This is a genomic window from Mycobacterium shunyiense (assembly GCF_058270075.1).
Genome location: NZ_JBZDPU010000015.1, coordinates 501263 through 527221 on the forward strand (window position 1 = coordinate 501263; position 25959 = coordinate 527221).

Here is a 25959-nt window from a genome sequence, read left to right on the forward strand (position 1 = left end):
AGGATTGTCAACAATCTGTTGCCGGTTGGCCGACTCGGCCTCACACTATGGACATGACACTCGAGGAAGTCATTCCTCCCCCACCGTTACAGCAGGTGGGGATAGGTGTTGTGACACCGTACGACTTCGCTCTCGACCGCGAACTGTGGCGTTGGGCGCCCAACGACGTCAGCCTCTACGTCACCCGGTTGCGATATGCGCCGCTGCCGGTGACGGTCGACATGGCGGTGCATGTCTCCGAACCCGAGCAGGTCGAGGCCGGCGCCGCGAACGTGCTCGCGGTGGCTCCGCTGGTGACGGCCTATGCGTGTACCGCGGGAAGCTTCGTCAAGGGAATGGCAGGCGAGGCCGCACTGGTCGCGGCGATGCGCGCGGCCGGAGCCCCGGCCGCGGTGACCACCAGCGGCTCCATGCTCGCCGCGCTCCGGCACCTCGGGGTGAAGACGGTCGCCACGGTCACTCCCTACACCGCCGACCTCACGAGCGGGCTGACCAGTTATCTCATGGAAGCCGGGATCGAGGTGGCCGCCACCGCAGGCCTGGGGATGACATCGCAGATCTGGGCGGTGCCGTATGCGACAACGGCCGAGTTGGTTTGTGCCACAGATTGTTCCGATGCCGAGGCTGTCGTCATCAGTTGCACGAATCTGCCGACCTACGATCTGATCGCACCGCTGGAGCGCGAGCTCGGCAAGCCGGTGGTCACCGCCAACCAGGTGACCATGTGGGCGGCACTGGCCGTCGCGGGCCGCAAGGCCGTGGGAGCCGGTCAGCGACTGCTGGAGACCTGAACGCGCGGTAGCGACCTGGCCACCCTTGAAAGGACGATGCATGACCACGGTGGGGATCCTCTATCCCGGCCACAGCGCCGAAGACGACTTCGGCGCGCTGGAGGCACGTCTGCAGTCGGCGGTCAGACTGCCCGTCGCGATCACGTCGGTCGGCGAGGACGCCCATCGTGTCGATGCCCTCCTCGACCTCGGCCGGACCGAACGCCTCGCCGACGGTGTCATGCGCCTGGGGGCGGCACGTCCGGATTCGATGATGTGGGCGTGTACGTCGGGCAGTTTCGTCTTCGGGCGCGACGGAGCCCGACGCCAAGCCGACGATGTGGCCGCCGCCTCCGGCGTCCCGGCTTCGTCGACATCGATCGCCTTCGTAGATGCATTGCAGCACTTGGGTATCCACCGGGTTGCCGTGGCCGCCTCCTACCCGGGGGACGTGGCGGCACACTTCGTCGCGTTCCTGTCGGCCGGCGGCATCGACGTGGTGTCGATGGGCAGCCACGACATCCTCACCGCAGCCGAGGTGGGCCGGCTGCCGCAGGCACAGGTGCTCGCCATGGTCACAGCCGCCGACCACCCCGACGCCGATGCTGTGCTGGTACCCGACACCGCCATGCACACAATGGGTTTCATCGATCAGCTGGAATGCGCCGTCGGCAAACCGGTGCTCACCGCCAACCAGGTGACGGTCTGGAAGGGCCTGCACCTACTCGGCCCCGTGCCGCCGCTCCCCGGGCTCGGCCGCCTGTTCGGAGCCAGGCCGTGACCGACTTCATCACTCCCGTCGAGCAGGAGTCGACACCCAGCATCGTCGCCGAGAAGCTCCGCCAGGCCATCGCGCACGGCGAGCTCGTCCCCGGCACGCAACTCGGCGAGGCCGAGTTGGCGCGCAGCTTCGGAGTCAGCCGCGGACCCCTGCGGGAGGGCATGCAGCGCCTCACCCAGGAAGGTCTGCTGATCGCGATCCGCAACCGCGGAGTGTTCGTCAACACGATGGACTCCGGCGAGATCCGCGACATGTACCTGGCCCGCGAGGCAATCGAGCGGACCGCGAGCCGCCAGATCCTGCAGGGCGACTATGCGAGCGCCGGAGACGCGCTACTCGCCGTGGTCGACGAGATGGCAGCAGCCCGCGACCTCGATGAAGTCAGCGAAGCCGACATGCGTTTCCACGAGGTGCTCGTCGAACTCGCAGGCAGCCCGCGGCTCTCACGCCTGCACCAGACCTTTCTTGTCGAGACCAGGATGTGTGTGCACGCACTGGCCGACACCTACGACGCCGCCACCGACCGGGTGAACGAGCACCAGGCACTGGCGGGCGCCATCCAGTCCGGAGACGTCGCACTCACGGACAAGTTGATGCTGGCCCACATGGAGGACGCCGTCGACCGGTTGATCGCGCGACTACCGGCCGGCTGACGCAGACGGCGTACCTGTGTCCGTCTCGGGTTCGGGCTCGTACTCCAATTGCGCCGGCGCTTCGGGCGTGCCGGGGATCTCGGTGCCGCTGATCGGACATCGCGCGGTCTCGGGCACCTTGATCAGCGCGATCATCCCGATCACGCAGGCAATCATCATGTAATAGGCCGGCACCAGTTGATCACCGGTCTTTGCCACCACCCAATCGTTGACCGCGGGGGCGGTGCCACCGAACAGCGATGTCGACACGTTGTAGGCGATGGCGAAGCCGGCGTAACGCACCTGGGTGGGGAACATCGCCGGGAACGTCGCGGAGATCGTCGACAGCTGGGGCACATAGAGCAGGCCCAGCACCGCGAACGCGATGATTGCACCGACCATGTTCGTCGACATCAGCAGGAACATCGGGATGCCGGCGACGAAGAGACCGATCAGCGAGACCCACCACATCGGTTTGCGGCCCACCCGGTCGGAGATGTGGCCCGCGAATGGCAGGAACACCATCATCGACAGCATGCCGATGATGGGTACCACCAGGGCGTGGCTGCTCGACAAGCCGATCGTCTGCTCCAGATACGTCGGCATGTAGGTCAGCAGCGTGTAGTTGACCACGTTGAGCGCAACGACCAAACCGCCCAATCGCAGGATGGGGCCCCAGTACTCGACCACCAGATCCTTGAGCTCGGACGCGGGCCCACCTTCCCGCTCCCCCTTGGTTTCGAGTTCGCGGAAGATCGGGGTGTCCTCCAGCTTCGAACGTAGGTAGACACCGACCAGTCCGAGCGGGGCGGCCACGAGAAACGGTAGCCGCCAACCCCATTGCCCCATCTGCTCATCGGAGAGCAGCGCCGAGAAGCCGAGCATCAACAGCGCGCCCATCGAAAAGCCCGCGAGGGTGCCGAATTCGAGGAAACTGCCGAGGAAACCGCGCCGACGCGACGGAGCGTACTCGGCCATGAATGTCGCGGCTCCGCCGTATTCTCCTCCGGTGGAGAAGCCCTGGATCATCCGCAGCGCGACCATGAGCACCGGGGCCCACATCCCGATCGCGGCATAGGACGGAATCAGGCCGGCGCAGAACGTCGCGCCCGCCATCAACACGATGGTGATCGCGAGCACGTGTTTACGGCCCAGCCGGTCGCCGAGTGGCCCCCAGACGAATCCGCCGAGCGGGCGGACCAGGAACGACACAGCGAACGTCGCGAGGGCCAGCAGGGTCGCCTGTTGGGCGTCTCCGGGGAAGATGGCGGCGGAAATGTAGCCCACGCCATAGGCGTAGATGCCGTAGTCGAACCATTCTGTGGCGTTACCGATCGCCGACGCGGCGATGGCCCGCTTCAACACACCGGGGTCGGGCGGATCCTCTGAGGGTTCGCGATAGTCGATCTCCGGTTTGTCTCCGAAGCCCCTCATCGGGCTGTTATGCGCGGGCACGAGTCCTCCATGTGTCTGACGACACCGTTCCCCGCCGCGCACTCTGTTACGGCTGCTCTGACTGGGTTGAACACCGCAGGGCCAGGCCGTCGTTTCGTCGACAATTCAATAGTTGCCAAGATCTGACGTTACAGCCCCACGGCCGACAAAGCGCCGCCCGCTACCGCGTCGTAACTATCGCAAGCGTCAAAACCGGGGTTCTCCCAGCCAGAGCGCGTGGGATCCGGTCACCGCGCGCCCGGCGTTCTCGAGTACTCCGACCACCGATTGCCCCAGCAGGTTGCCGACAGCCTGCGGCACCGACGCGGCTGCGGGTTGAGAGGACGGCTTGGGCCGCAACATGTCCAACCAGGACGAACCGGGATAGCTCAGCACCCGCACCTTGGTGTCCGGATCCAGCCCGGCCAGGACCTTGGCGCGGGTGACCGCGGTACGTAGGCCACCGAGTTCGTCGACGAGGCCGTGCCCCTTGGCGTCGGCGCCCGTCCAGATCCGACCGCGCGCCACCTGGTCCACCTGCTCGACCGAGAGCTTGCGCCCCTCGGCCACGCGGGTGATGAAATCGGTGTAGAGCAGGTCGGTCTCGGCTTCGATTTGGGCGTGCTGTTCGTCGGTGAACGGTGAGTTCGACGACCAGGCATCGGCATTCGGGTTGGTACGCAAGGAATCCGATCCGACGCCCAACTTGTCCTTGAGCTCACGGGAGACCAACTTGCCGGTGATCACACCGATGGACCCGGTGATGGTGCCCGCATTGGCCACGATCTCGTCTGCGGCCATCGACACGTAGTAGCCGCCCGATGCTGCCACCGCCCCCATCGAGGCGACGATGGGCTTACCGCGCTCGCGAATCCGAACCACCTCGCGCCAAATGGTTTCCGACCCGGACACCGAGCCGCCGGGGCTGTCGACGCGCAGCACGATCGCCGACACCTCATCGTCGGCAGCGGCCTCACGCAGAGCCGCGGCGATGGTGTCGCCGCCGGCACTGGAATTACCCAGCGGCAGCACCTGTGGCCCGCCGCGGCCGCTCACGATCGGGCCGTGCAACGTCACCAGCGCGATCGTGGGCTTGGACTTACGGCCCGGTATCTGTGGCGTCGGAACCTTCGGAGTGGTCCGCGCATAGCGCGAAAGATAAAGCCGCGGTAGAGCATCGGGGTGACTGTCGGCATCGGCGCCTGCCTCGGTCGGCCCGCCGGACAGTTCCCCGATGCGTGAATAGGCTTCGTCACGGAACCCGATCCGGTCGATCAGGCCGGCGGTGACGGCGTCATCTCGCAGCACCGGCGCCTTGTCCGCCAGTACGTTGACCGCCTCCGAGGTCAGGCCCCGCGATTCGGCGATGGCCTGCCACACCTGCGATTGCAGGCTCTCGATCATCCGGCCGTCGGCCTCACGCTGCGCGTCGGTGTAGCGGGCTTCCGTGAAAACGTTTGCCGCGGACTTGTATTCGCCGCGCGCGACGAACTGTGCCTCGACACCCACCTTGTCCAGCGCGTCGCGCAGGAACATCGCATTGGTGGCGAAACCGACCAGCCCGACTGTGCCCGAAGGCTGCATCCACACTTCGCGGAAGGCGGATGCCAGGTAATAAGACAGCGTGCCGGGGTACGTCTCGGCCCACGCCACCGTGGGCTTCACCGCGCTGAACGCCGCGATGGCATCCCGCAGTTCCTGTACCGGGCCGGGCGCAGCGGCGGGCAACTGCACCCGCGCGATCAACCCGGCCACCCGGTCGTCCTCGGCTGCGCGGTGGATCGCGGCGACGGCCTGCCGCAACACCAGCGGGCGGCCCCCGCCCGCGATCACGGCCAACGGGTCGAATCCGGCGGTCTCCGGCGGCGTCGACATCAGATCCAACTCCAGCACACACCCGTTGGGCACTCCGTTGTGCCGGGCGGTGTCCACGCGCCGGGCCAACACCTTGAGATCGTCCGGGCCGGGTAGTCCTGGGAGAAAAGCGAACATGGACCGAGCCTACCGATCGGCGGATTCCGCGCGCGGCGACGAGAACTGTCGCCCTACCGGACCACCGTCGTACCGTGAGACGGGTGACGTTCTCCATCTCGCTCCCGCAACTCGATCACGACGGCTTCGACGACGCGGCCTTCAAGGCGTATCTGGCCCGCGCCGAGGAACTCGGTTTCGAGGGCGGTTGGACGATCGAGCAGACCGTGGGGCCGGCACCGACGATCGCCCCGTTGGAACTGTTGTCGTATGCCGCGGCGGTCACCACGAGGCTGCGGCTGGGGGTCGCGGTTCTGGTCACCTCATTGCACGACCCGTTGCAGTTGGCTTCGGCGATCACGGCGGTGGACCGGCTCAGCCACGGCCGCCTCGACGTCGGCGTGGCCCCGGGCGGCAGCTTCCGGCAGTTCCCGGCGTTCGGGGTGGACTCGTCGACATTCATCTCCAGCTTCACCGAGGGTTTGGAGTTGATGAAAGCCGCCTGGTCGGATGAACCCCGGATCACCTTCCACGGCCGCTTCCGCGATGTCGACGATCTGGCCATCAGCCCCAAACCCGTTCAGCGGCCACACCCGCCGATCTGGTTCGGGGCCAACGCACCGAGGGCTCTGGCGCGGGCGGTCCGTTACGGCGATGCGTTTCTGGGAGCCGGCTCGTCGACCACCGCGGCCTTCGCCGAGGCGGTCCGGACGGTGCACCGCGAAATCGACGAGCAGGGCAAGGATCAGGCCGGATTCCGGATCGGCAAGCGGGTGTATCTGATCGTCGACGACGACCCTGCCCGTGCTCGCGAGCGGGTGGACGCGGGCCTTCGGCGGATCTACGGGGACCGGACGCACCTGGGCGAGGTGGCGGTCGCCGGGACCGTGGACGACGTGGTCCGGGGTCTGCGCGAGGTGCTCGAAGCGGGGGCACAGACCGTCGTACTCAACCCCACCGGCGCCACGATCGCCGAGGACCGCGAACAGATGGAACGGCTTGCCGCCGACGTGATCCCGCAGCTCACCTAGGTTCCGCGACCAGTCCCCCGCAAGCGGGAGGGGCCCCCAACAAAAGTGCCCCTTTTCAAAAGAAAAGGGGCACTTTTGTGTCTGCTGACGCAGCGAAACTAGAGCTCGGTGGCCGAACCGCCGGCAGCGGAGATCGCCTCACGGGCGCTACCGCTGAACTTGTTGGCGGTCACGTCGACCTTGACGGCCAGCTTGCCGTCGCCGAGCACCTTCACCAGGCTGTTCTTGCGAACGAGGCCCTTGGCAACCAGCTCGTCGACACCGATGGTGCCGCCCTGCGGGAAGGCCTTGGCGATGTCGCCGACGTTGACGACCTCGTACTCGGTCCGGAAGCGGTTCTTGAAGCCCTTGAGCTTCGGCAGCCGCATGTGGATCGGCATCTGGCCACCCTCGAACGTCGCGGGGACGTTCTTGCGGGCCTTGGTGCCCTTGGTACCACGACCGGCGGTCTTACCCTTGGAGCCCTCACCACGACCGACGCGGGTCTTGGCCTTCTTCTCTCCGGGGGCGGGCCTCAGGTCGTGAAGCTTGATAACGGACATCAGGACTTCACCTCCTCCACCTCGATGAGGTGATGAACGGCCTTGATCAGACCGCGGGTCTGCGCGTTGTCCTCACGCACCACGGACTGACGAATCTTCTTCAGCCCCAGGGTCCGCAGGCTTTCGCGCTGCTTCCAGCGTGCGCCGATGGTTCCGCGCACCTGGGTGATCTTGAGTTCTGCCATGGTTATGCCGATCCCTCACGCGCTGCTGCGGCAGCAAGCGCTTCGCTCTCGCGCCGGGCCTTCAGCATGCCGGCCGGCGCCACGTCCTCGAGGGGCAGACCGCGACGGGCCGCCACCTCTTCGGGACGCTGGATCATCTTCAGCGCGGCAACGGTGGCATGCACCACGTTGATCGCGTTGTCACTGCCCAGCGACTTGGCCAGGATGTCGTGCACGCCAGCGCATTCCAGCACCGCGCGAGCCGCACCACCGGCGATCACACCGGTACCCGGGCTGGCGGGACGCAGCATCACCACACCGGCAGCGGCTTCGCCCTGAACCGGATGGACGATGGTGCCGCCGATCAGCGGAACCCGGAAGAAGCCCTTGCGAGCCTCCTCGACGCCCTTGGCGATGGCGGCCGGAACTTCCTTGGCCTTGCCGTAGCCGACGCCGACCATGCCCTTGCCGTCACCGACGATGACCAGCGCGGTGAAGCTGAAGCGCCGACCACCCTTGACCACCTTGGAGACGCGGTTGATCGACACCACGCGCTCGATGTAGTTGCTCTTCTCGCCGCTGTCGCGGCCACCACGGCCACCGCGGTCGTCGCGGCGGCCACGGCCACCGCGGTTGTCGGAAGCGCCTGGGCCGCCGGCACCAGTTGCCTGCTCGGCCATCATGCAGTCCTCTCGTTGACAGTCATCAGAATTTCAGCCCGCCCTCGCGCGCGGCATCCGCCAGCGCGGCGATCCGGCCGCCATAGGTGTAGCCACCGCGGTCGAACACAACCGTGTCGACGCCGGCAGCCTTGGCACGCTCGGCGATCAGCTGACCGACCCGAACGCTGTGCGCCTTCTTGTCACCCTCGACGGCACGCACGTCGGCCTCGATCGAGCTGGCAGCCGCCAGCGTGACGCCTTCCAGATCATCGATGAGCTGGACGTGGATGTGCCGTGCCGAGCGGTTGACCACCAGACGCGGGGTCTCGGCGGTGCCGGAGACCTTCTTGCGCAACCGGGCGTGCCGACGCAGCCGGGAGTTACGGCGAGTCTCAGAGATGTTCTGCCCCACCGGCTTGCGGACGGCGGCAGCTTGAGTCTTTGCAGCCATAGTTACTTACCTGTCTTTCCGACCTTGCGGCGGATCTGCTCACCCTCGTAACGCACACCCTTGCCCTTGTACGGGTCGGGGCGGCGCAGGCGGCGGATGACCGCGGAGATCTGACCGACCTTTTGCTTGTCGATACCCGTGACCGAGAACTTGGTGGGCGTCTCGACGGCGAAGGTGATGCCCTCGGGCGCCTCGATCACCACGGGGTGGCTGTAGCCGAGTGCGAACTCCAGGTTGGAACCCTTGAGTGCGACGCGGTAGCCGACGCCGAAGATCTCCATCTTGCGGGTGTAGCCCTCGGTGACGCCGGTGACCAGGTTGGCCACCAGGGTGCGGGAGAGCCCGTGCAGGGAGCGGCTGCGCCGCTCGTCATCGGGACGGCTGACCACGATGGCGCCGTCTTCGTTGCGCTCGACGGTGATCGGCTCGGCGACATCGAGGGTCAGGGTGCCCTTGGGGCCCTTGACCGAGACGTTGCGGCCGTCAATCGTCACATCGACCCCGGCGGGAACCAGGACCGGCTGCTTACCAATACGCGACATGTCTTCTATCCCCTCACCACACGTAGGCGAGGACTTCGCCGCCCACGCCGCTTCGTGCCGCCTGACGGTCGGTGAGCAGGCCCGAGGACGTGGAGATGATCGCCACGCCCAGGCCGCCGAGCACCCGAGGCAGATTGGTGGACTTTGCGTAAACCCGCAGACCGGGCTTGCTCACGCGACGCAGCCCGGCGATGCTGCGCTCACGGCTGGGGCCGTACTTGAGCGACACCACCAGGGACTTGCCGACGCGGGCATCCTCGGTGCGGTAATCGGAGATGTAGCCCTCTTTCTTGAGGATCTCGGCGATGTTCGCCTTGATCTTCGAGTGGGGCAGGGTCACCTCATCGTGATACGCCGAATTGGCGTTGCGCAGACGTGTCAAGAAGTCTGCGATCGGGTCAGTCATCGTCATGACAACCGGCTCACCTTCCTCGCGGCGGTTCCCTGTTCAGGGCCTTCCGCAACCTGTTTGGATTGGTCTGTGTGGTCTACTGCGCAGATGCCGGCTGGATTACCAGCTGGACTTCTGCACACCGGGCAGCTCACCTGCGTGCGCCATCTCGCGCAGGCAGATGCGGCACAGCCCGAACTTGCGGTAGACCGAGTGCGGGCGACCGCACTTGTTGCACCGCGTGTACGCGCGAACCGCGAACTTGGGCTTCTTGTTGGCCTTGTGGACCAGCGCCTTCTTTGCCATGTGCTCAGTTCTCCTTGAAGGGGAAGCCCAGCGCCTTCAGCAGCGCACGGCCTTCGTCGTCGTTGGTCGCCGAGGTGACCACGGTGATGTCCATACCGCGGGGACGGTCGATGGAATCGACGTCGATCTCGTGGAACATCGACTGCTCGTTGAGGCCGAAGGTGTAGTTACCGGTGCCGTCGAACTGCTTTCCGTTGAGGCCGCGGAAGTCGCGGATACGGGGCAGGGCGATGGAGATCAGCCGGTCCAGGAACTCCCACATCCGGTCGCCGCGCAGCGTGACGCGCGCGCCGATGGGCATGCCCTCGCGCAGCTTGAACTGTGCGATGGACTTGCGGGCCTTGCGGATCTCCGGCTTCTGGCCGGTGATCAAGGCCAGATCGGCGACCGCGCCGTTGATCAGCTTGGCGTCACGGGCGGCGTCACCGACACCCATGTTGACGACAACCTTGACCACGCCGGGGATCTGCATGACGTTGTCGAACTCGAACTGCTTGTTGAGCGCCTCGCGGATCTCTTCGCGGTAGCGCTGCTTCAGGCGGGGCTGAACCTTTTCTGGTGCGGTCATCAGATGTCCTTGCCATTGGTCTTGGCGATGCGGACCTTCTTGCCGGTCTCTTCATCGACGCGGTAACCCACACGAGTCGGCTTGCCGTCGGAATCGACCACCATCACGTTGGACACGTGGATGGCGGCTTCCTGGGTGACGATGCCACCCGACGATGCGCCACGCTCGTTCTGCGACTGGGCAGTGTGCTTCTTGATCCGGTTGACGCCCTCGACCAGAACCTTGTCGCGGGTCGGGTAGGCCTCGATGACCTTGCCCTTCGCGCCCTTGTCCTTGCCCGAGACCACCAGAACGGTGTCGCCCTTGTGGACCTTCATCACAAAACCTCCGGCGCCAGCGAAACGATCTTCATGAAGCGCTTCTCGCGCAGTTCGCGGCCGACCGGCCCGAAGATGCGGGTACCGCGCGGGTCGTTGTCGGCCTTGATGATGACGGCCGCGTTCTCGTCGAACTTGATGTAGCTGCCGTCGGCGCGGCGACGCTCCTTGACGGTGCGGACCACGACGGCCTTGACGACATCGCCGCGCTTGACGTTGCCGCCGGGGATGGCGTCCTTGACGGTCGCAACGATGACATCACCGATGCCGGCGTAGCGTCGCGATGAGCCACCGAGCACGCGGATGCACAAGATCTCCTTGGCGCCCGTGTTGTCGGCGACCTTCAACCGCGATTCCTGCTGAATCACTCGATCTCCTGACCTGGATTTGTATGCACGCCAGATACCGACCTGGACGTGCGCGGTCTTTGTTACCGAAGGGCACGCAGGGCCGACTCTTAAACAGCAGTCAACCGAGGTCTGCCCAAGGCAACCCCTACATAGTAGGTGAGCACGGCGAATGCACCAAATCGCCGCAGATCTGCTCGCCGAACGTGCGGTGAGATCGCATCTGCGGGCTGAAACGCGATCTGCACGCACACTCGGCGTGAGTGCGTCGCGGGGTCAGCTCGTCACGCAGCGGAACCCGATGTGGGTGGTCGAGCTGTCCTGTGACTGCGGTGATCGCGCGGCCGGGCGGTAGCGGTGACAATACTCCGGCGCGCAGAGGTGCGAACCGCCCTTGAGCACCTGGTTCACCATCGGATCGGGGTCCGCGGGCGGTGGGCAGCACGCCGGCGCGTCGGCATCCGGCCGGTGATGTCCGGCGAATCGGGTGGTGGTCCACTCCCACACATTGCCGATCATGTCGGCCAAGCCGAACGCGTTGGCCGGGAAGCTTCCGATCGGTGAGGTGCCACGCCAGCCCAGCGCGCCGTCGTTGCGATACGGGAACCGGCCCTGCCAGGTGTTGGCCATGAGCGCTCCGCCTGGGGTGACCTCGTCACCCCAGGCGTAGGTGCCCTCGACTCCCCCGCGGGCGGCGTACTCCCACTCGGCTTCGGTGGGCAGCCGGCGGCCGGCCCAGGCGGCGTAGGCCGCCGCATCGGGATAGGCGACCTGCACGACGGGGTGGTCCGGTGCGGCGGGCTCGCGGTCGGGGCCGAAGGGCCGACGCCAGTTGGCGCCGGGCGCCCAGTCCCACCACTGTCGCCAGTCCCGCAGGTCGACCGGGCCCTCGGCGGGTCTGAACACCAGGGCGCCGGGCACCAGGTCCGCCTCGTCCACACCGGGATACAACGCGGGGTCCATCGGCCGTTCGGCGACCGTCACGTATCCGGTGGCCTCGACGAACGTGCCGAACTGGGCAGTGGTGACCGGATGTTGTTCGATGGCGAACGCACCGACGGTCACGGCGTGCACAGGGGCTTCTTCGGGGTAGAACGCCGTCGAGCCCATCCGGAAGGTCCCGCCGGGAAGCTCGATGAGTTCGGTGGCCACGCCACCGAGGCTAGTCGCGCCCGGCCATCGGTCGGCTCAGCCCGGCATGGTGATGCCGAAGTCGGCGAGCAGCGCCGAACTGGCCTGGTCGAATTCCGCGGTGCCACTTGGGGCTTCGACGCGCACGGCGGCCAGGAAGTCGCCGCCGTTGGTCCACACGTGAACGATCCGGTCGGCGTACCGGATGCCCTTGCCCGGCCGGTCGGCCAGGACGCCCATCAGCTTCTGCCCGCTGTAGCCGCACAGGTCTCCGGGCAGCACGCTGACGCTGTTGATGGAGAACTTCGCGACGCGCTCGTTGCTGTACTGATCGAAGGCGTTCTGCGCGTCCGCGGTGGTCGGGGTGAGACCGATCTCGGCTGTCACCCCGGCCGGTCCGGCCAGCCGCACGGTCTCCTCATGCGGTGCCACCTCGGTGAACCCGTCGGGTATCCCGACGGTGAGCGTCGGTGAACCGGGCGCCGGGCTGCGCACCGTGACGGTCGGTCCGCCCGGGGGTGGGCAGGTGATCTCACCGGAGGCCAGTGCCCGCCTGGTCGTGGGTTCGACGCCGTAGGCGGGCAGGGCGAATTCGGGTGCGGGCCGGCTCGACGAGGTGGTCACCGCGGGAGCGGTCGTGGCCGGTGCCGCCACGGTGGTGGCGGGGGCGACCGGGCTGTTGACGGGGCCGCCGTTGCCGCAACCCACCATCGCGACGACAGCCAGTGCACCGACACCCATCGCCATCGGGTTCATCGATCAGTCCTTGGCGAAAGCGGCTGCGAGTCCGCGTTCGAGGTCCTGATACGGCTCGCCGGACAGGTCGACGGTGACCTGCCGGATGGTGCCGCCGGTGAAGGCGAACGGTGCCCGGTACTGCTGTGACACCGCCGATCCCGTGTTGCGGCCGATGCAGATGCCACCCCCGGCGAGCGCGAACATGCCGGGGTGGGTCTGCATCCCCGCCAACTCGGCGACCGCGGTGTCGTCGACGTACAGCGCGGTGTCGCCGAGCGGGGTGTGGCTGCCCTCGACAGTGCCGGCCCGCCGGTACTGCACACCGAAGATGTGCCGTCCCAACGGGATCGGATCGGGTGAGACCAACGTCTGCTCGTGCTCACCGAGGAAGTTGTAGACGTAATGCAGTCGGCCGTCGGCGAGGAACAGCACGTGGCCGCCGTGTGCGCCGCCCTGTTTGAACAACACGCCCTGCGCGTCGGTGCTGTCCACGGTGACGTCGGCGAGCACCGTGAACGACTGCCCGCGCAGTTCGGCGGCCGCACCCAACCCGACCTCGGCGGTGTGCGGGTAGTAGGTGTATCTCGTCCGCTCGCCGACCAGGTACGGCCGCCAGCGGGTCATGGTCTCGAGGATGTTGAGGTCGGCCAGGGGCAGCCCGTTGTACTTGTCGGCCTCGCTGAACCACAACGCGGTGAGTTCGGCGAGTTTGTCCGGCTGTTCCTCGGCCAGGTCGTGACACTGGCTCCGGTCGGCCTCGATGTGGAAGAGCTCCCAGCGGTCGGTGTCGAAGTGGGACCAGCCCGACGGGGTCGCGGCATGCACGGTGTTGGCGAACCACCCTTTGTGCCAGATGCCCCGGGTGCCGAGCATGGTGTAGAACTGGGTTTCCTTGCCTGTCGGCGCGTCCGGGTTATCCAGTGCCACTTTGAAACTCACGCCGTCGAGCGGTTTCTGCGGAACCCCGCGCACAGTCGCCGGCGGTGTGATGTCGAGCAGGTCATAGACGGTCGGGGTGATGTCGCAGACATTGATGTAGTTGTCACGTACTGCGCCGTGGGAGCCAATACCGTTGGGCCAGGAGATGATTGCGGTGTCGGCGATTCCGCCCTCGTGCGAGGCGTAGCGCTTGAACAGCTTGTAGGGCGTGTTGAACGCCATCGCCCAGCCGATCGGGTAGTGGTTGTAGGTCTCGGGCGATCCCAGCCGATCGATGAACCTCAGCCCTTCCTCAGCGGTGTCGATGTAGCCGTTGAAGAACTTCGTCTCGTTGACCGAGCCGTTCGGCCCGCCCTCTCCACTGGCCCCGTTGTCGGAGATCACCACGATGATCGTGTTGTCGAGTTGCCCTGTCTCCTCGAGGAAGTCCAACACGCGGCCGATCTGGGCGTCCGTGTAGGACAGGAACCCGGCGAACACCTCTGCCATCCGGGCGAACAACCGCTTCTCGTCGTCCGACAACGACTCCCACGGCCGGACGGTGTCCTGCACGGGCCAAGGTTCTCCGTTGGGCCCCTTCACATCCGCATAGGGGTTGATCGGCGACAGCTCGGTGTCGGGCGGCACGATGCCGAGCCGCTTCTGGTTCTCCAGCACGATGTCGCGGTAGGCCTCGTAACCCATGTCGAACCGCCCGGCATAGCGGTCGGCCCACTCCTTGAACACATGGTGCGGGGCGTGGCCGGCCCCCGGACACAGGTAGGTGAACCACGGTTTGTCCGGGGCGATCACCTTGGCGTCCCGGATGAACTCGATGGTCTTGTCGGCCAGGTCCTGCGAGAGGTGGTAGCCCTCCTCAGGAGTCGCGGGCGGATCGACCGGATGGTTGTCGTACACCAGGTCCGGATACCACTGATCGGTCTCGCCGCCCATGAATCCGTAGAACCGTTCGAACCCTCGCGAACACGGCCAATGCCGTTTGGTGGCAGCGAGGTTCGACTCCTCCAGCGGTGTCAGATGCCACTTGCCGACGCAGTAGGTGTTGTATCCGTTCTCGGCGAGCACCTCCGGCAGTAGGGCGGTCTCGTACGGAATTCTCCCGTTGCAGTTGGGGAATCCGTCGGTGAACTCCTCGATGGTGGCCATCCCGACCGTCGTGGCATTACGTCCGGTGAGCAGCGAGGCGCGGGTCGGCGAGCACAGCGCAGTCGTGTGGAACTGCGACAACCGCACTCCGCGTTGGGCGATGCGGCTCATCGCGGGCATGTCGACCAAGCCACCGAAGCAGTCCCACGTCGCGATGCCGGTGTCGTCCCACACCAGATACAGCACGTTCGGCGCGTCCTCGACGGCAGTGGGCGCCGCGAAGGGGCCCCAGTCCGGTTCGGAATCCCGGATGTCCAGTTCGATCTTGCCGTTGAACTGTGAGTTGAACGCTGAGTTGAAAGCGGTAGCCATGGCGACCTCACTCCGGTTGGCGATTCGGCACCGGTAAGACTGATCGCGCAGGAGGTTACACCTGCTAGCTGGTGTTTATCGGGGAAACTGACGGAGCCGACCGGCAAATTGCGGTATCCGGTTCATCGCTGAGACCTCTTAGCGGACCGGCCATCCGAGCCACGATGGGACTGCAGGCGGCCAGGGTCGCCAGCACTGCCGACACCACTACGGCCCCAGATGCGCCGTGCGCGTCGGCGGCCACGCCGGCAACGGCGGTACCCGCCGCCCCGCCCACCAGTGCCGCACTGTTGAGCCAACCGAACGCCTCGGCCGCCGAGTGCTCTTCGATCTCCCGCGACACCGTGAGGTACAACGCGGACATCGCCGGCGCAAACCCCAGTCCCGATACGAACAGAGCGCAGAACTGCAGCGCGAGGTTGTCGACGAGGCCGAACACGGCCGTTCCGGCGGCCACGATTCCCAATGCCGTCACAAGCCCGGCGAGCCCAAATCGCCGGTGCCCGAACACCAAGCCGCCGATGAGAGATCCCACGCTGGCCACCGCGATCGCGAGACCGGCGGTGACGCCGGTGCGTCCGAGGGCAGCGACGATGCCGACCTCCAAGGCCATGAAGGAGGCGACCAGCGCAAGGCTGGTGGCCATGGCGAGGATGACCGTCCGGTTGGCGATCACCCGGCCGAATGCGGATGCACCTTTGCCCGTGCGCGGCCGAAGTTGCCTGGCGCCCAGCAGAAACCACCCGGTGCCGACCACGGTGACGACCGCGGACGCCACCAGCGGGATCGCGGTCGACAGCGCAGAGGCGAGGAAGGTCGTGGCAACTGGGCCGGCAACCCAGATCAGTTCCTGTGCGGTGGTGTCGAACGCGAACAACGCCCGGACCCCGTCGCTCGGCACCAGCTGCGGGTAGAGCGCTCGGACCACCGGCATCAGCGGCGGTACAGATGCGCCGACGAGCGACCCGAGCATCAGCACCAGTGACGGGGCGCCACCGGCGAATGCCAACGCCAGCATGGCGGCGCTGTTCGTCAGGGCCGCAACGATCAGGGTCAGCACCATGGCACGGCCTGCAAGGCGCGCGGTGAGAGGCATCGCCAGCGCTTCCCCGATACTGAGGCATGCCACCGCGGCGCCGGCCAGTGCGTAGGACCCGGTCTGGGACTGGACGTGCAGCAGGATCGCCAGATTGAGCATGCCCAGCGGCAGGCGGGCGAACAGCTGTGAAGCCGTCACGTTCAGCACCCCCGGCGCCCGGAGCACGTCGCGATACACCCGCATGACCAGCTTCTCCATGTGACTCGACCGACGTGACCCGGCCAAACTATACCGTCCAGACGGTACAGTTCCACAGCGTTGTCGTAAGCTCTCGGAATGGCTTCGTCGCGGGACCGCATCCTCGATGCCTACGAGGATGTACTTGCCGTCGAAGGCGAGCGCTATGCCACCCTCGACGCGGTGGCCGCAAAAGCGGGCGTATCGAAAGGCGGTCTGCTTTACCACTTTCCATCGAAGGACCGGCTCGCCGACGCGCTGTGCGACCGACTGCTGACGTTGGCGGCCGACGACGTTGCACAGATGCGGACGGCTCCCGACGGGCCGGCCCGGTACTACATCCGGTCATCGCATTACGCCGGCACGCCACTCGATCGAACCCTGGTGGCGGTGTCGCGATTGCAGCAGGCAGGCGACAACCACGCCCGCTCGGTCATCGAGACGGTCTCGGCGGACTGGTTGAACCTCCTACACGACGCGCTCGGCGACCTCGATGTGGCCCGTGCGGTAAAGCTGATCGGCGACGGTCTGTATTACAGCGCGCTGCACCGCGCCCTGGGCGGCCACGTGACAGAGGCCGAGCCGGACGACGGTTTGTTGGCAATCATCGATCGGATCACGGCGAACTCAGACGCCACTCGATGACCGACCAGTGACCTGAGCCGGTTGCCGTCGCAGCCACGCCTGCAGCAGCAAGAGCGGAATCGTCCAGCCCAGCCATCCGACCACCCCCGCGACCAACCACATATATCGGTCTTCGTCGCCACCGAAGGCACTGTCGCGCAACGGCTGGAAACTCAGGTACACCACGGGCGCCCAGATCCTGTTGGTGATGATCGACAGTGCCAGCGTGGCGCTGCGCAGCATCTGTCGCCGATGGGCGGCGAACCGGCGTTGCCGCGCCGCGACGAATCCGTCGACGGTGAACCAGAGCCAAAGCGCTCCCAGCGTCACGTTGCTGAGCGCCAGGATGGGGCCGAACGGAGTCGCCGCCCCGATCACCACCGCGCAGACGGCCGCCGGGATGGCCGTCGCGACGTAGACACGTCCGGTACGCCGGTGCAGCACCGGATGTCGACGGCGCAGGCCCGGCCAGATCTGCGCGACCGCGCACACCATCGCCACGCTCGCGAGCAGGACGTGCGCGACCAGCAGCGGGTAGTGCAGCCCGAATGTGGACTGCACCCGCGTGCCACCGGAGAGGTAAGGGGGCAGCGAATACGCGAGAAACCCCACGACCACGACCGCCAGCGCCGCCGACAGCCGGGTGGAGCGCTTTGATGCGTATGCCATACGCATCAGGGTATGGCATACGCATCCGGATGTCACTGATTACTCTGAGCGTTGATGACCGGCCCCGACACCCCACTCCCCCGCGTGTTGCGCCTGCTCTGGGAACCTGACGCGGCGCCGCGGCGGGCGCGTGGACTCACCCGGGACGCGATCGTTGCCGCTGCCATCGAACTCGCCGACACCGACGGGCTCGCCGCCCTGTCGATGGCGCGGCTGGCCGAGCGGCTCGGGTGCGGCACCATGTCGTTGTATCGCCACGTGGCCAACAAGGACGAGCTGGTGACGTTCATGCTCGCCGCCGGGCCCGGCCCACCGCCTTCGGCCCCCGACGGCACGGATTGGCGTGGCGCACTGACGAATTGGGCAGACGGACTATGGCGTGTCTACCACCGCCATCCATGGATCCTGCAGGCCGCGTCCGGCGGCCTGCCGGCGGATCCCGGCCAGCTCGCGTGGCTGGACGCCGGGCTGGCCGCCCTGTCCGGCACGGCACTGGTAGAACGCGAAAAGCTGACCGCGGTCCTCGCCGTGCTGATATTCACCCGCGGGTCGGCGGCATTGGCCATCGAGGCCGGCAACGTCGATGAAAGCGAGTACCCGGCCCTGCTCCGCCGGTTGGTGACCCCGGCCCGGTTTCCGGCATTGGCAGCCGCGATCGACGCCGGCGCACTCAATCAGCCCGACGACGACCAGATGACCGAATTCCGTTCGGGGCTGGATCAATTGCTGGACGGCATCGCCGCGAAAGCGGGCTGACCGGCTAGGCGCGCAAGCGGTCCAGTCGCAGCGAGATGCCGTCCAGCAAGAGCTCCAGGGCCGATTCACACCCGCTCCGCCGCATCGACTCATCGAGAAGGCGGCTGGTGGCGGCGATGTTCGGGTGCGTCTCGGCCGGCAATTGCGAGTAGGTGTCGCGCCACGTCTCGTCGTCTCGCTCGCGGTGTTCGGCCGGCAAGGCCTCGAAGGCGGCGTCGAGCGCCGCGAACCCCAGCATCTGGTCGATGAAGGCGTGATACACGTCGACAGCTTCCCGCTCGGGGAACCCGGCCGACCTCAGTAGCCCCAGAACCGTCTCGATGATCTGGATCTCGTGGGCACCGCCGGTCACCCGGCTCGCGGCAAGCACCCCGGCCTGCGGATATTCCAGGTAGACGCGGTGCACGCGCAGCCCGAGTTCCCGCATGTCGTCGCGCCACTGCCCCGTCGGTTCCCACCCTTCGGCCACGCGTCGCAGCAACTCGTCGGTGATGGCGAGCACCACGTCCTCGATACCGCGGAAGTAGCGGTACAGCGCGGTCGGATCAGCTCCCAACGCGAGACCGAGGCGCCTGACCGTCAGACCGGCGGCACCGTGGTACTGCAACACGCGCAGAGCGGCCTCGACGATGAGCTCCTCGGACAACACCACGCCCTGCTTCGTCTGCCGCCGCCGTCGCTTCGGCGATTCAGACTTCAACGTTCTGCCCATCGGCACTGCCTTCTTCGCGCTTACGTCAACGCCCTCGTGCCATTGTGCGACGTCGTCGCGCCTGACGCGCAGGAACGCTATGCGACGAAGACTTTTCGCAGCGTCTCGCGGACCGTCCAGATGGTGCGTTGCCCTTCGTGCAACCTGACCAGACTGCCCGGACGCAGATCGACAGCCGGGGAACCGTCGTCGAAGGCGACGGTCGCATCACCGCTGAGAACGACGAACACCTCGTCTGCTTCCACGTCGCGGGAAACCCCTGGCGTGTGTTCCCAGACCCCGATCGTCACGTCCGACAGCGTGGTCAGGTCGCGATGCCCTGTCGTCGGCGTTCCGTCCACGACCAACTCGTCAGGAAGCGGGGCGTGCTCCAGTGCCAGCGCTGCGATGTTGACCGGGATGCTCACGAGTCGAACCCAAGCCCCACGGAATCGAGTGCCTTCAGCAGGACGTTGCGACGGCCCTGGCGATGATCGGCGCGGTCCAGCGACCAGCGCGTGGCCTGAATCCCGGCCGATGCCAACGGTTCCGGCGGGAACGGCAGGGGCATGGACCTGACCATTTCGAGCTCGGTGCGCGGAGTCGGCTTACCGGTGAAGCGGTCGAGCATGACCTCAGCCGCGAAACGCGTTGCCGCCACACCGAGCCCGGTGAAACCGGCGGCGTATCCGACGCGGTCGCCATAGGCGGAGCCGAAGAACGCACAGAACCGCGTCGAGGTGTCGATCACGCCGGCCCAGCGGTGGCTGAAGCTGACGTCCTCAAGTTGCGGGAACGTCGTGAAGAAGTGACCGGCGAGGCGCCGATAAGTGGCGTCGCGGTCCTCGTACTGAGGCCGGATCCGTCCACCGAAGTGATAGATCGCGTCATACCCGCCCCATAGGATGCGGTTGTCCTTGGACAACCGGTAGTAGTGGAACTGGTTCGACATGTCGCTGATGCCCTGCCGGTTGCTCCAACCGATTTCGGCCAGCTGGGAATCGGTCAGCGGTTCGGTCATCAACGCATAGTCGTAGACCGGCACTGTGTGGTAGCGGTAGCGCTTGAGCAGCGACGGAAAGCCGTTCGTCGCCAGGATGACTCGGTCGGCATGCACAGACGCGCGCTCGGTGCGCACCGACAGTGATCCACCGCGACGATTCTGATCGAGCCCCAGCACCTTGCTGTACTCATAGATGTCCACGCCGAGTGCACCTGCGGCACGGGCGAGTTCACTCGCGAGCTTGGCGGGATGGACCAGCGCGGCAGCATCCTTCGACCACACCCCGGCCAGGTATGTGGGTGAGTTCACCTCGTCGCGGATGGCCCGCTGATCGAAGTACACCTGATCCGGCCGCAGCGCGGCGTCGGCCAGTTCGGCGGCCTGGTACGGCTCAACCGCGACCGCGATCGACCCGGTCCGTTCGAAGTCGCAGTCCAGATCCAGCGTATCGACAGTCTTCTCGATGGCGTCGAGATTCTCCACGCCGAGCCGGTCGAGAACGTCGATCTCGTCGGGCCATCGGCTGCGGCCGTTCTCGACGCCGTGGGTGAGCGAGGACTCGACGAACCCGCCGTTGCGCCCCGATGCCGCCCAACCGATCGTCTGCCCTTCGACGACGGCAACCCGGATACCGGGGTTCCGTTGCTTGGCCAGCAACGCCGACCACAGCCCGGTGTACCCACCGCCGACCACGACGAGGTCGTAGTGCGACGACGCGCTGGTCAGTACCGGGTAGTTGGGCTGATCCGGCATGTCGTCGAGCCAGAACGGCTGCAATACGGTGTTGGCCAGTGAGTGATCAACGAGGCTCACAGCAGGAGCGTTTCGTTCAAATGCGGTTTGCACGGGTTCTTCCTCGACGGGTGATGTGACACCAGTAAGAAGGATTTCCCGCACTAGCTCAACGGTGTTGACGTAAGCGCAGCAGCTGCGGGATCAACACCCGCGTGTCGGGCACGAACGGCCAGGCCGGATCGGCCAGGTGCGCGGCGAGTTCCCCATCGGTCCACCACCATCCGTCCACGATCTCTTCGGGTTGATGGCGGATGGGGCCGTCCCAGCGCGCCTCGAACGCATACAGGTGACAGCGCATGGGTTTACCGGCCCATTGCCCGTCCCAGGCCGTCGATGCCAGTGCCGTCAACGGTGGGCCGCTGATGCCGAGTTCCTCGGCCAGTTCCCGGGTTGCGGCCTGCAGCGGCGTCTCCCCCGGGTCGACGACGCCGCCGGCCAGGCAATCGTGCATTCCGGCGAACACCGCCTTGGTCATGGTGCGCCGGTGCACGTAAATCCGGGTGCTGTCCGTCGAACGAACGAGCACGCCGGCGCTCGCGTGCCAGAGCCCCTCGGCGTACACCCGTGAACGGGGCTCCGCACCAACCGCATTGCCGTCGGCGTCATATACGGAGACGAGTTCGTCGGTCACGGCTTCACGCTAGCGGGCCGCCCGGTTGATGGCTTCCCGGCGGTTGGTCGCACCGAGTTTGCGGTAGATGGCCGGCTTGCAGCGACGATGTTCCGGAAGACTGCACGTTGATTCCTGTCGATCACTGCTGCCGGCACGGTGCGCCACCCTGCGGACGACAGGGCAGCACACCATTGTCCAGCTACGGAGTGACGATGTTGAACCAGAATGGGAAGGTGTCGAGCATTCCCACGAAGTCGTAGACCGACTGGCGGTCCCCGTCAAGGGTGACCTTGTTCTGGTCGATACCGTCGTTGAGTTTGAGCTTGCCCAGCTGAATCTGATTCATCGTGTCCTTGGTCAACTTCAGATTAGCGTTGGCGTTCGGGATCGGCGCGGTGGTGTAGTTGAGCACGCCGTTCTCGACCCGCAGACCGTACTGCTTCTTGAGGTCGGTGAAGTCCACGTTCATCGTGATGTTCTTGCCTGCAGCCTTTTTGCCGTTGAGTCGCACGGCAAGGTAGTCGAACATCATCTCCGGCGGCATGGCGTTGATGGTGTCCGGACTGGCGACATCTGTCCCTCCGGCGGTCGGTACCCCGTTGCGCAGTTCGTAGGCACCCTGCAGGTACACCGACCGCCACGGGCCGGACTCAGCCTGGTACCCCATCTGCTCGAAGCTGTCGGCCAGCAGATTCTTGGCGTCAGCATTGTTCGGGTTGGCGAACACCACGTGCTTGAGCACCATCGCCGTCCAGCGGTAATTTCCCTCGTCGAAGTCCATCTTGGCTTTCTCCAGGATCGCGGCCTCGCCACCCATGTACTCGACGTACTTCTTGCCCGCAGGCTCGGGCGGCAGATCGTCGAGGTCGGCTGGGTTGCCGTCATACCAGCCCATGTAGCGCTGATAGACCGCACGCGAATTGTGCTTGAGCGTGCCGTAATACCCGCGGTCGGGCCAGAAGTTGTTCAGCTCCGGCGGCATCTGGATCTCTTCGGCGATCTCCGAACCGATCAGACCGTTGTTCATCAGCCGTACCGACTGGTCGTGAATGTACTTGTACATGTCACGCTGCTTCTTCCAGTAGTCGATGATCTTGTCCCGACCCCACATCGGCCAGTGGTGGCTCTGGAACTTCACATCGACGTTCGGTCCGTAGACGTTGATGGTGTCGTCGAGGAATTTCGCCCAGATCCGCGCGTCGCGCACCTGAGCGCCGCGCAGGGTCAGCAGGTTGTGCATGGTGTTGGTGGTGTTCTCCGCCATCCACATCGCTTTGAACTGCGGGAAGAAGGTGTTCATCTCGGTGGGCGCCTCGGTACCAGGGGTGAACTGGAATTCCATGTCCACCCCGTCGATCGTCATCTTCTGACCGGAAGAGGTGACGATGTCTGTGGGGAGGACGAGCGTCGGCAGACCGGTGGACACCGTCATACCGAGACCACCGTTGACGCCGCCCTCGGCGTTGCGAGGCAGCAGCGCCCCGTACATGTAGACCGCGCGCCGCCCCATCGCGTTGCCCGCGATCACGTTCTCACTGACGGCATCCTCGACGAAGTTCGCCGGGGCAATGACTTTCACCTTGCCGGAATCGACGTCGGCCTGGTTGATGATGCCCCGCACGCCACCGTAATGATCGACGTGCGAGTGGCTGTGCAGGACGGCGACAATCGGCCTTGGGCCCAACTTCTGATTGACCAGATCGAGTGCAGCTTTTGCGGTCTCAGGTGAGATGAGCGTGTCGTACACAAGCCAACCGGTGTTGCCCCTGATGAACGTGATGTTGGACAGGTCATACCCGCGGACCTGATAGATCTTGTCCGGAACCACCTCGAAAAGGCCGTACTCCATGCACAACTGGGCATTGCGCCACAAGCTGGGATTGACGGTGTCCGGCGCCGGCTTGTCATCGGAGATGTACTTCTTGTACTCCTCCAAGTCCCACACGACATTGCCGTTGGCGTCCTTGATCGTCAGGGTCTCCGGCCGATCGAGAAGCCCGCGTTTGGCATCCTCGAAGTCGGACTTGTCGTTGAACGGCAGCGAATCGGCAATCTTCTTGTTGGCGGCCTTGGTGGCCTCACTAGCGCCCTTGACGCTGTTGTCTGTCGTGACTCCGCCGTTGCCACCGCCGCCGGATGATGTCCCGCCGGAGTTGTCGTCGCACGCGGCGATCAGGGTGGTGGCGACACCGGCAACGGCCAAGCCGCCCAGCATCCTGCGCCGCGGGAGCTGCGCAGGCAATTCGTGAGGCTTATCAGATTGATATGACTTCGAATTGGAATCCATGCCGGTCAATTATGCCGCTGACTGCTCCCATTTTCGCGCAATTCAATGGGAGCGACCTAGTCCATGCTGCAACACGTGTCGTCACCGGCGTATTGGCGACGAATCGAATTACACAGCAACCAAACGAGATCGACTTGCTCTGATAGACGCGTGCAATAGAAGCGCGACGGCTCATCATGAAATGCTGATCAGACTCTCCGCCACCGTGACTCGGTACGTCGCCAGAGACTCGACCGCAGAACCGTCGAGTACTGGCCGAGTCGGACCGAGGTACCAAACTCATGCATCTACTGTCGAATTGGCCACAGCTACCGCCGGCGGCAGGCTCACATAACGCGATTCCCTCACCCTTTTGGGTGAGGGAATCGCCTGCTTCACATTTGTTTCGGCCTGCCACCAGCTGACAAAGGACCGATCCAGATACGGCGACCGGCCCTGATCTCGCCGACCGGCTACTCAGGCCACTTCGATCGCGGTCGGCTTCCAGGTGCCTCGCTGACACCGGGCTCGGGCTCGCCCCAGTAGACGCGAATGAAATGGAACGGGCCGTCCGGAGCCGGCAGCCAGTTCGACTGATTTTCCAGCCCCCGCGGATTCGCACGGATACCCGGGCCGACCAACAGGTGCCGCAGCACTGCGGGACGGGAATGCCACGACGTCGGCATGAAAGGAGTGTTGCCAGCGCGCCTGACTACACGGTCCACCAACTCGTTCCGTCAGAGATCACGTCCACGGCCACCCCGCTGGCGAGCCTGAGTCCAGCGTCGCCGTCGATGAGCTGCTGTCGTAAGGTGTTTACCAGCGCGTCGGAGCCGGATATGTTCTTGACCGTATAGCGACAGCTATTGCCCTGCGCTGCAGGCAATGTGACCGCGGACGCCCCTGCGACCAGCAGATATACGTAGTCGGTACCCGGAGAACTCGCGAGGGTACCGGGGCTGGACACCGTGGCGACCAGGCGTGTCGGCGCCGTCCGATTACCCGACGTATTACCCGCAAGCCCGACGTTTCTCCCCTCGGCCCGAACCGGTACGAGGCTGTATCCGTTGTTGTCCCACTGGTTTCCGCATATCGCGATGTCGTCGACATACTGCGCATCCACCGCGTAGCTCCAGCCCGCGCCCTCGTCGGTGTTCGCGATGTAGTTGCCGGTGACGTTGAACCCCTTGGTCCGATGCTCGGCGTCGACCGAATAGATCCCGATGGCGGGATACTCGCCGGGTGCGCCTTTGCCACCGTTGGTGATGTTGTTGCCGACGATGGCGATCTGTTCGTCATCCGACTCCAGCCATGACGGCATCGTGAAGACGATGGCCTCCTTGCGGGCACCCTCACAGATGTTGCCGATGATGGTCAGCTGCTTGTTGCCGCGCAGCTCGATGTTGTGCTGCGGCGCTCCGTCGAGGTGATTGGCGAGGATGCGCACGGGACCGGCCTCGACCGACAGGTTGGGCCCCGTCGACCCGATGTTGTTGTTCACGATCCACGAGTCGTAGAACCGGTAGGTGGTGAAGATGCCGTAACCCGTGCTCTGTTCTATGAAGTTGTCGTCGATCCAGTTCAGCAAGCCTTCGGTGGTGGCGTTGAGCCGCATCCCGTAGTCGGCCCACCCCATCACCCAGCAGTGCCTGATATAGCTCTTGTCGAGATCGACGTCGAATCCCGGTGCACCCTGATCGTTCGCATCGATCTTCAGGTTCTCGATCCGGCTCTCGATCCAGTGCCCGCTGATCGGTGGCACATCGGCCGTCACGCGCAAGCGAGCGGCACGTTCACCGTCGCCGAGCAGGCGGACCTGAGCGAAGCCGTCGACACCATTGCCGATGGAATCCGACAGCGCATACACCCCGGCCGGGAAGAACACCGTGCCCCCACCGGCATCGACCGCCTGCCGAATGGCCGTCATGACCGCCGCATGGTCGTCGGTCTGTCCATCCCCGGTGGCCCCATACGACGTCACATCGATCACAGACATGGTTCCCAATCTATTGCCGATGTCGGCCATTTCCATCGGCTATCGGGCCGATCCGCCGAGCATCGGTGAAAAGATGGAGTGTGCCCACCACATGC

The 25959-nt window shown here is 65.5% G+C and carries 30 protein-coding genes; 6 read left to right on the forward strand and 24 right to left on the reverse strand.

The window, feature by feature from the left end; genetic code table 11:
- Positions 1-53: 53 nt before the first annotated feature.
- The 3 genes from AC4ELH_RS16775 to AC4ELH_RS16785 are packed head-to-tail and all read left to right on the forward strand — an operon-like array spanning position 54 to position 2204.
- Positions 54-791: a maleate cis-trans isomerase family protein gene (locus AC4ELH_RS16775; protein ID WP_498885493.1), complete on the forward strand. Its 738-nt coding sequence runs from the start codon at positions 54-56 to the stop codon at positions 789-791.
- Positions 792-831: 40 nt separating this feature from the next.
- Positions 832-1551: a maleate cis-trans isomerase family protein gene (locus AC4ELH_RS16780; protein WP_498885495.1), complete on the forward strand. Its 720-nt coding sequence runs from the start codon at positions 832-834 to the stop codon at positions 1549-1551.
- Positions 1548-2204, forward strand: coding sequence for a GntR family transcriptional regulator (locus AC4ELH_RS16785; protein ID WP_498885497.1), 657 nt, complete (start codon positions 1548-1550; stop codon positions 2202-2204). Before AC4ELH_RS16780 ends, AC4ELH_RS16785 begins: the two co-directional genes overlap by 4 nt.
- Here AC4ELH_RS16785 and AC4ELH_RS16790 read toward each other — a convergent pair.
- Both AC4ELH_RS16790 and sppA read right to left on the reverse strand, forming a co-directional pair.
- Entirely contained in the window at positions 2190-3617 is a 1428-nt protein-coding gene (locus AC4ELH_RS16790) for an MFS transporter (protein ID WP_498885499.1), read from the reverse strand. The two genes, AC4ELH_RS16785 and AC4ELH_RS16790, sit on opposite strands and share 15 nt — an antisense overlap.
- 207 nt (positions 3618-3824) lie before the next feature.
- The gene (gene sppA, locus AC4ELH_RS16795) at positions 3825-5609 is read right to left on the reverse strand and encodes a signal peptide peptidase SppA (RefSeq protein WP_498885501.1); all 1785 of its coding nucleotides are present in this window, start codon (positions 5607-5609) and stop codon (positions 3825-3827) included.
- An 83-nt stretch (positions 5610-5692) separates the two neighbouring features.
- Between sppA and AC4ELH_RS16800 the strand changes: the two genes are divergently transcribed.
- A complete protein-coding gene (locus AC4ELH_RS16800; RefSeq protein ID WP_064883271.1) occupies positions 5693-6619 on the forward strand; it encodes an LLM class flavin-dependent oxidoreductase in 927 nt (308 codons plus the stop codon).
- Positions 6620-6717: 98 nt separating this feature from the next.
- On the opposite strand, the gene rplO is transcribed toward AC4ELH_RS16800, so the two are convergent.
- The 14 genes from rplO to AC4ELH_RS16870 form a co-directional block, all read right to left on the reverse strand.
- Positions 6718-7161 (reverse strand): 50S ribosomal protein L15, encoded by a 444-nt coding sequence (gene rplO / locus AC4ELH_RS16805; protein ID WP_064883273.1) that lies wholly within the window; start codon positions 7159-7161, stop codon positions 6718-6720.
- Positions 7161-7346: a 50S ribosomal protein L30 gene (rpmD, locus tag AC4ELH_RS16810; RefSeq protein ID WP_029106891.1), complete on the reverse strand. Its 186-nt coding sequence runs from the start codon at positions 7344-7346 to the stop codon at positions 7161-7163. The genes rplO and rpmD overlap by 1 nt, the downstream gene beginning before the upstream one ends.
- Before the next feature lie 2 nt (positions 7347-7348).
- Positions 7349-8005, reverse strand: a complete 657-nt coding sequence (gene rpsE, locus AC4ELH_RS16815; RefSeq protein WP_072279034.1) for a 30S ribosomal protein S5 — start codon at positions 8003-8005, stop codon at positions 7349-7351.
- Positions 8006-8030: 25 nt separating this feature from the next.
- Positions 8031-8438: a 50S ribosomal protein L18 gene (rplR, locus tag AC4ELH_RS16820; RefSeq protein ID WP_055109948.1), complete on the reverse strand. Its 408-nt coding sequence runs from the start codon at positions 8436-8438 to the stop codon at positions 8031-8033.
- Between the two features lie 2 nt (positions 8439-8440).
- The gene (gene rplF, locus AC4ELH_RS16825; protein ID WP_055109950.1) at positions 8441-8980 is read right to left on the reverse strand and encodes a 50S ribosomal protein L6; all 540 of its coding nucleotides are present in this window, start codon (positions 8978-8980) and stop codon (positions 8441-8443) included.
- Positions 8981-8993: 13 nt separating this feature from the next.
- A complete protein-coding gene (gene rpsH, locus AC4ELH_RS16830; RefSeq protein WP_029106887.1) occupies positions 8994-9392 on the reverse strand; it encodes a 30S ribosomal protein S8 in 399 nt (132 codons plus the stop codon).
- A gap of 99 nt (positions 9393-9491) precedes the next feature.
- Positions 9492-9677 (reverse strand): type Z 30S ribosomal protein S14, encoded by a 186-nt coding sequence (locus tag AC4ELH_RS16835; protein ID WP_003892855.1) that lies wholly within the window; start codon positions 9675-9677, stop codon positions 9492-9494.
- A 4-nt stretch (positions 9678-9681) separates the two neighbouring features.
- The gene (rplE, locus tag AC4ELH_RS16840; RefSeq protein WP_055109951.1) at positions 9682-10245 is read right to left on the reverse strand and encodes a 50S ribosomal protein L5; all 564 of its coding nucleotides are present in this window, start codon (positions 10243-10245) and stop codon (positions 9682-9684) included.
- Entirely contained in the window at positions 10245-10562 is a 318-nt protein-coding gene (rplX, locus tag AC4ELH_RS16845) for a 50S ribosomal protein L24 (protein ID WP_003883431.1), read from the reverse strand. The genes rplE and rplX overlap by 1 nt, the downstream gene beginning before the upstream one ends.
- On the reverse strand, positions 10562-10930 hold the full coding sequence (gene rplN / locus AC4ELH_RS16850; RefSeq protein ID WP_003883432.1) for a 50S ribosomal protein L14: 369 nt from the start codon (positions 10928-10930) through the stop codon (positions 10562-10564). Before rplN ends, rplX begins: the two co-directional genes overlap by 1 nt.
- 255 nt (positions 10931-11185) lie before the next feature.
- Positions 11186-12061 carry a formylglycine-generating enzyme family protein gene (locus tag AC4ELH_RS16855; protein WP_498885508.1) on the reverse strand — a complete coding sequence of 292 codons (876 nt, stop codon included), beginning with the start codon at positions 12059-12061 and terminating at the stop codon, positions 11186-11188.
- Positions 12062-12097: 36 nt separating this feature from the next.
- Positions 12098-12796: a hypothetical protein gene (locus AC4ELH_RS16860; protein WP_498885510.1), complete on the reverse strand. Its 699-nt coding sequence runs from the start codon at positions 12794-12796 to the stop codon at positions 12098-12100.
- 3 nt (positions 12797-12799) lie between these two features.
- Positions 12800-15175 (reverse strand): arylsulfatase, encoded by a 2376-nt coding sequence (locus AC4ELH_RS16865; RefSeq protein WP_498885512.1) that lies wholly within the window; start codon positions 15173-15175, stop codon positions 12800-12802.
- Positions 15176-15239: 64 nt separating this feature from the next.
- Positions 15240-16472 (reverse strand): MFS transporter, encoded by a 1233-nt coding sequence (locus tag AC4ELH_RS16870; protein ID WP_498885514.1) that lies wholly within the window; start codon positions 16470-16472, stop codon positions 15240-15242.
- 78 nt (positions 16473-16550) lie between these two features.
- On the opposite strand from AC4ELH_RS16870, the gene AC4ELH_RS16875 reads away from it, so the two are divergent.
- A complete protein-coding gene (locus AC4ELH_RS16875; protein WP_064959328.1) occupies positions 16551-17096 on the forward strand; it encodes a TetR/AcrR family transcriptional regulator in 546 nt (181 codons plus the stop codon).
- Here AC4ELH_RS16875 and AC4ELH_RS16880 read toward each other — a convergent pair.
- Positions 17079-17744: a DUF2306 domain-containing protein gene (locus tag AC4ELH_RS16880; protein ID WP_498885517.1), complete on the reverse strand. Its 666-nt coding sequence runs from the start codon at positions 17742-17744 to the stop codon at positions 17079-17081. The two genes, AC4ELH_RS16875 and AC4ELH_RS16880, sit on opposite strands and share 18 nt — an antisense overlap.
- A 54-nt stretch (positions 17745-17798) precedes the next feature.
- On the opposite strand from AC4ELH_RS16880, the gene AC4ELH_RS16885 reads away from it, so the two are divergent.
- Positions 17799-18500, forward strand: coding sequence for a TetR/AcrR family transcriptional regulator (locus tag AC4ELH_RS16885; protein WP_498885519.1), 702 nt, complete (start codon positions 17799-17801; stop codon positions 18498-18500).
- A gap of 4 nt (positions 18501-18504) precedes the next feature.
- Here AC4ELH_RS16885 and AC4ELH_RS16890 read toward each other — a convergent pair whose 3' ends face one another.
- The 7 genes from AC4ELH_RS16890 to AC4ELH_RS16920 form a co-directional block, all read right to left on the reverse strand.
- The gene (locus AC4ELH_RS16890) at positions 18505-19212 is read right to left on the reverse strand and encodes a TetR/AcrR family transcriptional regulator (RefSeq protein WP_064885186.1); all 708 of its coding nucleotides are present in this window, start codon (positions 19210-19212) and stop codon (positions 18505-18507) included.
- A gap of 77 nt (positions 19213-19289) precedes the next feature.
- Positions 19290-19619, reverse strand: a complete 330-nt coding sequence (locus tag AC4ELH_RS16895) for a cupin domain-containing protein (RefSeq protein ID WP_064959326.1) — start codon at positions 19617-19619, stop codon at positions 19290-19292.
- The gene (locus AC4ELH_RS16900) at positions 19616-21040 is read right to left on the reverse strand and encodes an NAD(P)/FAD-dependent oxidoreductase (RefSeq protein WP_064959325.1); all 1425 of its coding nucleotides are present in this window, start codon (positions 21038-21040) and stop codon (positions 19616-19618) included. Before AC4ELH_RS16900 ends, AC4ELH_RS16895 begins: the two co-directional genes overlap by 4 nt.
- 55 nt (positions 21041-21095) lie before the next feature.
- Positions 21096-21620, reverse strand: coding sequence for an NUDIX hydrolase (locus AC4ELH_RS16905; RefSeq protein WP_064959324.1), 525 nt, complete (start codon positions 21618-21620; stop codon positions 21096-21098).
- A 181-nt stretch (positions 21621-21801) separates the two neighbouring features.
- Positions 21802-23844 carry an alkyl/aryl-sulfatase gene (locus AC4ELH_RS16910; RefSeq protein ID WP_448446012.1) on the reverse strand — a complete coding sequence of 681 codons (2043 nt, stop codon included), beginning with the start codon at positions 23842-23844 and terminating at the stop codon, positions 21802-21804.
- A 497-nt stretch (positions 23845-24341) separates the two neighbouring features.
- Positions 24342-24554 (reverse strand): hypothetical protein, encoded by a 213-nt coding sequence (locus tag AC4ELH_RS16915; RefSeq protein ID WP_498885523.1) that lies wholly within the window; start codon positions 24552-24554, stop codon positions 24342-24344.
- A gap of 26 nt (positions 24555-24580) precedes the next feature.
- Positions 24581-25864 carry a glycosyl hydrolase family 28-related protein gene (locus AC4ELH_RS16920; RefSeq protein ID WP_448446014.1) on the reverse strand — a complete coding sequence of 428 codons (1284 nt, stop codon included), beginning with the start codon at positions 25862-25864 and terminating at the stop codon, positions 24581-24583.
- Positions 25865-25959 lie beyond the last annotated feature (95 nt).

Coding starts and splice junctions, on each gene's coding strand:
- rpsE (WP_072279034.1), bottom strand. CDS start 8,005: ATGGCCGAGCAGGCAACTGGTGCCGGCGGCCCAGGCGCTTCCGACAAC.
- rplE (WP_055109951.1), bottom strand. CDS start 10,245: ATGACCGCACCAGAAAAGGTTCAGCCCCGCCTGAAGCAGCGCTACCGC.
- AC4ELH_RS16835 (WP_003892855.1), bottom strand. CDS start 9,677: ATGGCAAAGAAGGCGCTGGTCCACAAGGCCAACAAGAAGCCCAAGTTC.
- AC4ELH_RS16790 (WP_498885499.1), bottom strand. CDS start 3,617: ATGAGGGGCTTCGGAGACAAACCGGAGATCGACTATCGCGAACCCTCA.
- AC4ELH_RS16890 (WP_064885186.1), bottom strand. CDS start 19,212: ATGGGCAGAACGTTGAAGTCTGAATCGCCGAAGCGACGGCGGCGGCAG.
- sppA (WP_498885501.1), bottom strand. CDS start 5,609: ATGTTCGCTTTTCTCCCAGGACTACCCGGCCCGGACGATCTCAAGGTG.
- AC4ELH_RS16775 (WP_498885493.1), top strand. CDS start 54: ATGACACTCGAGGAAGTCATTCCTCCCCCACCGTTACAGCAGGTGGGG.
- AC4ELH_RS16860 (WP_498885510.1), bottom strand. CDS start 12,796: ATGAACCCGATGGCGATGGGTGTCGGTGCACTGGCTGTCGTCGCGATG.
- rplR (WP_055109948.1), bottom strand. CDS start 8,438: ATGGCTGCAAAGACTCAAGCTGCCGCCGTCCGCAAGCCGGTGGGGCAG.
- AC4ELH_RS16915 (WP_498885523.1), bottom strand. CDS start 24,554: ATGCCGACGTCGTGGCATTCCCGTCCCGCAGTGCTGCGGCACCTGTTG.
- AC4ELH_RS16865 (WP_498885512.1), bottom strand. CDS start 15,175: ATGGCTACCGCTTTCAACTCAGCGTTCAACTCACAGTTCAACGGCAAG.
- rpmD (WP_029106891.1), bottom strand. CDS start 7,346: ATGGCAGAACTCAAGATCACCCAGGTGCGCGGAACCATCGGCGCACGC.
- rpsH (WP_029106887.1), bottom strand. CDS start 9,392: ATGACGATGACTGACCCGATCGCAGACTTCTTGACACGTCTGCGCAAC.
- AC4ELH_RS16875 (WP_064959328.1), top strand. CDS start 16,551: ATGGCTTCGTCGCGGGACCGCATCCTCGATGCCTACGAGGATGTACTT.
- rplF (WP_055109950.1), bottom strand. CDS start 8,980: ATGTCGCGTATTGGTAAGCAGCCGGTCCTGGTTCCCGCCGGGGTCGAT.
- AC4ELH_RS16780 (WP_498885495.1), top strand. CDS start 832: ATGACCACGGTGGGGATCCTCTATCCCGGCCACAGCGCCGAAGACGAC.
- AC4ELH_RS16885 (WP_498885519.1), top strand. CDS start 17,799: ATGACCGGCCCCGACACCCCACTCCCCCGCGTGTTGCGCCTGCTCTGG.
- AC4ELH_RS16880 (WP_498885517.1), bottom strand. CDS start 17,744: ATGGCATACGCATCAAAGCGCTCCACCCGGCTGTCGGCGGCGCTGGCG.
- rplX (WP_003883431.1), bottom strand. CDS start 10,562: ATGAAGGTCCACAAGGGCGACACCGTTCTGGTGGTCTCGGGCAAGGAC.
- AC4ELH_RS16920 (WP_448446014.1), bottom strand. CDS start 25,864: ATGTCTGTGATCGATGTGACGTCGTATGGGGCCACCGGGGATGGACAG.
- AC4ELH_RS16870 (WP_498885514.1), bottom strand. CDS start 16,472: ATGGAGAAGCTGGTCATGCGGGTGTATCGCGACGTGCTCCGGGCGCCG.
- rplO (WP_064883273.1), bottom strand. CDS start 7,161: ATGTCCGTTATCAAGCTTCACGACCTGAGGCCCGCCCCCGGAGAGAAG.